Annotated in this window: 5 protein-coding genes and 1 pseudogene; 3 read left to right on the top strand and 3 right to left on the bottom strand. The window is 30.8% G+C overall.

Annotation, left to right across the window (positions count from 1 at the left end; translation table 11 throughout):
- Positions 1–188: 188 nt before the first annotated feature.
- Positions 189–548 (bottom strand): hypothetical protein, encoded by a 360-nt coding sequence (locus ACQKCJ_RS23955; protein ID WP_271334283.1) that lies wholly within the window; start codon positions 546–548, stop codon positions 189–191.
- A 99-nt stretch (positions 549–647) separates the two neighbouring features.
- Positions 648–1,163: a DUF3592 domain-containing protein gene (locus ACQKCJ_RS23950; RefSeq protein ID WP_271334285.1), complete on the bottom strand. Its 516-nt coding sequence runs from the start codon at positions 1,161–1,163 to the stop codon at positions 648–650.
- Positions 1,164–1,511: 348 nt separating this feature from the next.
- On the opposite strand from ACQKCJ_RS23950, the gene ACQKCJ_RS23945 reads away from it, so the two are divergent.
- A complete protein-coding gene (locus ACQKCJ_RS23945; RefSeq protein ID WP_271334289.1) occupies positions 1,512–1,970 on the top strand; it encodes an RNA methyltransferase in 459 nt (152 codons plus the stop codon).
- A gap of 148 nt (positions 1,971–2,118) precedes the next feature.
- Here the strand turns inward: ACQKCJ_RS23945 and ACQKCJ_RS23940 are convergent, their stop codons facing one another.
- Positions 2,119–3,375 carry an OmpA family protein gene (locus ACQKCJ_RS23940; protein WP_271334286.1) on the bottom strand — a complete coding sequence of 419 codons (1,257 nt, stop codon included), beginning with the start codon at positions 3,373–3,375 and terminating at the stop codon, positions 2,119–2,121.
- A gap of 947 nt (positions 3,376–4,322) precedes the next feature.
- Between ACQKCJ_RS23940 and ACQKCJ_RS23935 the strand changes: the two genes are divergently transcribed.
- Together ACQKCJ_RS23935 and ACQKCJ_RS23930 are read left to right on the top strand one after the other, a co-directional pair.
- On the top strand, positions 4,323–4,730 hold the full coding sequence (locus ACQKCJ_RS23935; protein ID WP_271334287.1) for a hypothetical protein: 408 nt from the start codon (positions 4,323–4,325) through the stop codon (positions 4,728–4,730).
- Positions 4,731–5,356: 626 nt separating this feature from the next.
- Positions 5,357–6,361 (top strand): annotated as a pseudogene (locus tag ACQKCJ_RS23930) (hypothetical protein); the annotation flags it as partial.

Raw genomic sequence — 6,361 nt, 5'->3', positions numbered from 1 at the left:
TGCTGGTGAACCGAATGAGGCTTAAAAACTGGCTGCATAATCATTGATTTTAGTACTTAAATATAAGAAAAATCAATGTGTAAAACAAAAAAAAAACTGCCCGAAATTACTTTTCGGACAGCCTCTTTTTTGTGCCAAAAAATTACTTAATTATTGGTTGGCCTTTTTGTACGGTTTTACAATATAAGCTAGTTAAGTCTTTCAGTGCTTGTTATTCTTAAACAATGCTCAGCTCCAAGATAGAGCGGATCTCCATGTTTCTCAGACCAAAAACCTTCCAGGACATCTTTAGTAATACAGCGGTAAACGGCAACTCCTTTATAAGTTTTAGTATCATCTCCCTTATAGCTAAAATTGATTACCAAAATATTGTCTTTAAAAAAACCGTGTCCCTTTTGTTGCTGAGTATTATTAATAATCCATTGCGCAATAATTCGGTTGTTTTCATCCAGAGATAAATTCAAAATACCTTTGTAAGTTGTTTCCGGATTCTCATCCTGATTACTTCCGGTGATAGAATAACTTCCAGTTAGATCTTGTATTGTCATTTGTTAGTCTTTATATAATATTTTAATAGGGCAGAAGTGTGTGAAGTAAATCTTTAATTTAATAAAATAGAGGGAATTATTGATCACGGAAAGTAAATTTTACTTTCGATTTATTGCATCAGCTATTTTTCCGATACTAAATAATAAGAAGGTTCCTGAAAATAAACCAATAATAAGGTAAAGAAAATAGTTTTCAGTAGGATAATTTAAATTTTTCATCAAATACAGAACCCCTAAGCACACAAAGAACATTCCTATAAAAAACATGAGATACTTTACCAGAAAGTCTTTTTTGGGTAAAAAATATTCTTTTTCAGGATTTTCAGGATTGTAATATATTGGTGTCACTTCTCCAATTTTGCATAAAGAATTGCTTTTACCTTTTACAGTATAAGTTTTAATGCCATTTTGATCTTTATGAGAAAAAGTAAAAACGGGAATTGTCAAAGAAGGTGAATCACCAGTCGACTTTTCAGTAGAAAAGTAAATCATTTTAGCTTCTTCAAGCAGTCCGTTTCTTTTAAGTCTTGACTGAATTCTATGTGTCAAAAAAGAAAAGATAATCGCTATCGTTCCCATTAAAATCATAAAGATATTCCAGAAATAGGCTTCCATAATTCGTTGTATATTTAATTACTGTAATGCTCTTTGTTATTTTTTATAAACTTAACTCTCACGTTTTTAATTGTTTTTTAATTTGTGATGTATAAAAACGATATCGAGGTCAGGCTAAAATACGATAAAATAGATTTCTTCAACAAAAATTTCATTTCACTAAACAGATATTTTTTATTTTTCATTATTAATGAGCTTTAATTTATATCCGCACATTAGATATTCTGCAACAAACTGTGGAAATAACATGGAATCAGTACCGTGATGCCTAAAAAAAACACACCAATAATAAGTCTTCATCCCAATAAAAAATTGACTTATGTACTTACAGTTTGTACTTTTGCCTTTATGAATGATAATTTTATAAATGAATATTTCGGCATAGGAATCCAAAATGGTAAGACGCCTGAAAATTTAGGAGTTTTGTGGCGAACAGCTCAGAATTTAGGAGCTACTTTTATATTTACTATTGGCAATCGATATGCCAAACAAGCCTGCGACACTCATGATGCAGTAAAAGCAATACCATATTTTCATTATGATACTTTCGAAGCTTTTTTTGATAACTTACCAAAAGGAGCGCGATTAGTTGGTGTTGAATTAGATGAGCAAGCTTCAGATTTAGAAACCTTTGAACATCCGCGACGTTGTGTCTATTTATTAGGAGCAGAAGACCATGGTTTGTCCAGAAAAGTAATGGATAAATGCCATAATTTAATAAAATTCAAATCAGAGAAAAGCTTAAACGTTGCAGTGGCAGGAAGTATTATTATGTACGACAGAAACTTACCCAAACCACGTTCTTAAAGTTAAAGAAGTTAATTACTTGACTGTCATGTCCTGATCTTATAATGACAAAACCCTGTAAAACCAAAAGGTTCACAGGGCTTAATTTGTATTCTAACTAAAAACTAATTCATGCTTTAATACACTCGTTGAATTATAAGAGTATGTATTATTTAACTCTAAAACTTACTTTTCTAACTAGTTTTCTAGCAGCGTCTGAGTCTTTGTCTACAGAAGTGTCTTCGCCAGCTGCAATAACATTTAACCTTGAAGGATTAATGTTTGCTTTTACCAACACATTTTTCACACTATTCGCTCTTGCAGTTGATAATTTATCGTTGTATGCAGATTTACCTATTTCATCAGCGTGACCAATAATATCAACTGACGCCGAAGGATTGTTTCTTAGATAATTTAAGATAAAGTCGATCCCTTCTGTCGAAACATTTGTTGGAGTAGATTTACTAAAATCAAAATAAGTACACACGTAACCACCATTAATTAGGTTTTTAATCAATTCATTGTTACTTAAAACAGGTGATTTATCAGTAGTACTTCCGTAAGTTTTTAATAAATAATTTTCTAATTCATCAGGAACGTTATTGTTATTTAAGTCAATTGATTTTCCTTTTGTGTTCACCATAACACCCGAAATAGTATTTGGTTCTTCATCTAAATAATCAGGAACACCATCTTTATCAGTATCTAACATTGAAGTTTCAATATCAGTAATTCTTTTTTTCAAGTCATCGATTTCTCCTCCGTTATCAATAACCCAGTCAGCATGTTTTTCGTTCTTACCTAAGTAAACAGTTAAACCTACCGTTCCATTAAAAAGAATTCCTGAGAAACCTCTTGTATTAGCTGCGCTGGCAGCATCGAAAGCCTGATTTTGATTAGTATTCAGAATAGTTGTGAAATCTCCCGTCAAAACGATTCTGTTAGATAATTTAATTTGTCCCGTTACACCAGCCATAAAATTACCCATTCTGTCTTTTATTGACGAATTTTGATCTTCCAGTTGCGCTAAACCAAAACCGGCATGACCTAATAAACCGATAGTATTGGTCCAGGTTTCAAAATTCATAATCCTTGCTAAGTTAGCCACAGCCTGAATGTCTGCTCTGTAATATTTAGTATCAAAATCTATAGAATTATTTTTTCCGGTAAAGCTATTGTAACCAAAGTCAGCTTTTAAACCAAACTTATTGTTAAACATGTACCTAACTCCCAAATCAAGAACATAAGGACTTGGTGTTGATGTAAAATAACCGGAAGACATTGGTCTTTGTGGTTTGTTAACTCCTCCCGCAAATTCAATAGAAAATTTGTTAAAATCAGTTTTTGAACTTTTTTCAGTTTTGTTTTGAGCACTTAACGTTGTTATTGCACTGGCAAAAGCGAAAGTAAGTATTAAATTTTTCATTTTTATTATTGTTTAAATTTTTGCGCAAAACTAGAAGGCAATTTTTGATAAAAAAAATGAGCAGTAAAAAATTAGGGCAATTTACGCTGTAATTATTGTTTTAAAGTTGTCTTTTAAGAGGCTAATAAAAGAGATTTTTTATGTGATTTTTAATTTATGTAGTTGATTTTTAATTAGTTGTTTGTTTGTTCTTAAAACCATTGCTTTTTGCAATAAATTAAATTTCTATTATAAAAAGAAAGTTTTTTGTATTTATGGGTAATTGATACCACTGTAAACAAACTAATTTTCTTGAAAGAATTAAAAAAAATCTATCACTTGTATAACTAATAATTGGTCGTGTAAAAACGAAAAAGTTTTGATGAGATAAATATTGGTTATGTAATGTCCAACTAATTTTATTTCCGGATTTTTCTGATTCATTTTTTAGATTGTTTCCATCATTTAGGGAATTTCTTTTTTTTTTAGAACACAGTTAGAAAGAGATAAAATGCTCATTGTAGAAAAAATTCTACATGAGGCTGAGCATTATTCTATAAAGCTTTGATTTTAATGGCAGTACTTTTGTTTTCAGAATCAGAAAGAGCTTTATGTTTTACAAATAGCGAATAATTTTTGTACTCTACATGTTATTATTATTTCTGAATTTCTAATTTTTAGAATTTTCTTTTGTTGTTGCAGGCGGCTTTTGTTTGTGATTTTAAACTTTACACAAAACAGTTAAATTAAGCCGCCTGACCAATAAAATATTGTTTAAGAATTTAAAAGTCTTGGCAGAATAATACAATAGAAAGTGAAATGATTAGTATTGGGATTATCATTAAGTTGAATTTAGTTAAAGTAATAAGTGCTATAAAGTTTTCCCTTTTTTAATACATCCAAAGATTTTGTTTTCTAAGTATAAAGGTGTGCTTAATCCTTTTTTTTAACCTGATTAAATTTTAAAAATGAAGTTCATTGTAAATTATACTACAGAGATGATGAAAAAGAAAGTACTTATATATGGAAATCAAAAATGCTTTTCGAAATACTTAAAATCTAAATTTCAGGATGTATTGGTTTTTGATGTATGTAAAAATTTTAGAGATCTTAAAGAAGAATTAGATACTTATTCAGTGATAGTGTTAGTAATCTATGCAGAAGAAGATTTATTTGATTTTTTTAAGATATACAGAAGTGAAATTCCTCTGGTAGTCTGTTCTTTCAATAAAAGAGTATTAGATTTTTTGATGGATTTAGAAAATTTATTTTTATTGGATACTTCAAAAATCAGATCAGAAATATTGAACCAACTGGGTTTTTATTTTAATGAAAGAATACTCGATGTTCAAATACCATTTGCTTCTGATAATTAAAAGCTTTTATTATTGATCGTTTACACATCGTGACTGTTATTGCAGGTATTTTAATCTTCATTTTTTACAAAACAACAAATCTTCTAAAACTTCAATGGAATATGGAGCAAAACACGAGGCAAAAATTTATTTGTTTTATTTATTAAATGTAATAATTTGAAAAAATGGATAGGTACAAGACGTTTTAAATTCTTGATTATACACTTCTATTTGTTTTTGCTCAAATTGATTTCCTTAAATTTTCTAAAGACTTACTTAATAATGTTATGCTTTTACAATCTTATTTCTAAAAATTAAAAGATTGTAAAGCACAATACCATTTCTTTTTTTTGAAGCTATTTTCATTATCGCACTTTTTTCAACTATTAAAACAAATGTTTTTCAGCTGACTTGTTATGTAGAAAAAGTTCTACATAACATGGTTTTTTATTCTACATATTTATGATTTTAAGGATGTTAGATTTGCTGACTGATTAATTGTAGCAGCAAAAATATTTTTTTTACAGATCCCAAATCTAAAAAAACTTAACTAACCGTGTTCTGAAAAAATGAGGATTGATCTTTTTCTAAGTTTTTCCATTGGATTTAATTCTTATTAAAATTATTATTTTTTTAAAACTTTTTTTATGAAAAATTATTACTTATTATTCCTTTTAACGGGATTTGGTTTTTTGGGTCATGCACAGGTAGGTATTGGAACTCAATTGCCTAATGCATCAAGCCAGCTTGATGTTGTGGCTTCGAATAAAGGTATACTTATACCAAGAGTTGCATTAACAAGTACAATAGATAAAGTAACTATTGTTGAGGGAAATGTAAATAGTCTTCTAGTTTTTAATACACAAACAATTAAAGATATTACACCAGGATATTATTACTGGTATGTCGATAAGTGGTACCGTATAGGGACTGCTGGAACGGAAACTATAACAACGTTAGTAGATAATAATAATGGAACTGTTACTTATACAAATGAGAGTGGCACATCAGTAATAATTAATCTGGCTGCAGGTTTGCGAGGACTTCAAGGCATTCCGGGAATTGACGGAAAATCAATTACCGGAGGTACCGGAGCACCCGGCGCAACTACCCCAGGAAAAGACGGAGACACTTATGTAGATAATAGTACAGGAGATGTTTATGTAAAACAAGGCGATACCTGGGTAACAACAGGAAATATCAAAGGAGCAAAAGGAGATGATGGAAAAGATGGAGTTGATGGAAAATCAATTACCGGAGGTGCCGGAGCACCCGGCGGAACTACCCCAGGAAAAGACGGAGACACTTATGTAGATAATAGTACAGGAGATGTTTATGTGAAACAGGGAGATACCTGGGTAACTACAGGAAATATCAAAGGAGCAAAAGGAGATGATGGAAAAGATGGTGCTGATGGAAAATCAATTACCGGAGGTACCGGAGCACCCGGCGCAACAACTCCAGGAAAAGATGGAGATACTTATGTAGACAATAGTACAGGAGATGTTTATGTAAAACAAGGTGATACCTGGATTACTACAGGAAATATCAAAGGAGCAAAAGGAGATGATGGAAAAGATGGTGCTGATGGAAAATCAATTACCGGCGGTACCGGAGCACCAGGCGCAACAACCCCAGGAAAAGATGGAGAT

The organism is Flavobacterium sp. NPDC079362, from assembly GCF_050267765.1.
GTDB classification, from domain to species: Bacteria; Bacteroidota; Bacteroidia; order Flavobacteriales; family Flavobacteriaceae; genus Flavobacterium; species Flavobacterium azizsancarii.
Note: the sequence above shows the minus strand (reverse complement) of the source record. Positions and strands in the feature narration are given on the sequence as shown.

Coding starts and splice junctions, on each gene's coding strand:
- ACQKCJ_RS23955 (WP_271334283.1), bottom strand. CDS start 548: ATGACAATACAAGATCTAACTGGAAGTTATTCTATCACCGGAAGTAAT.
- ACQKCJ_RS23950 (WP_271334285.1), bottom strand. CDS start 1,163: ATGGAAGCCTATTTCTGGAATATCTTTATGATTTTAATGGGAACGATA.
- ACQKCJ_RS23945 (WP_271334289.1), top strand. CDS start 1,512: ATGAATGATAATTTTATAAATGAATATTTCGGCATAGGAATCCAAAAT.
- ACQKCJ_RS23940 (WP_271334286.1), bottom strand. CDS start 3,375: ATGAAAAATTTAATACTTACTTTCGCTTTTGCCAGTGCAATAACAACG.
- ACQKCJ_RS23935 (WP_271334287.1), top strand. CDS start 4,323: ATGAAGTTCATTGTAAATTATACTACAGAGATGATGAAAAAGAAAGTA.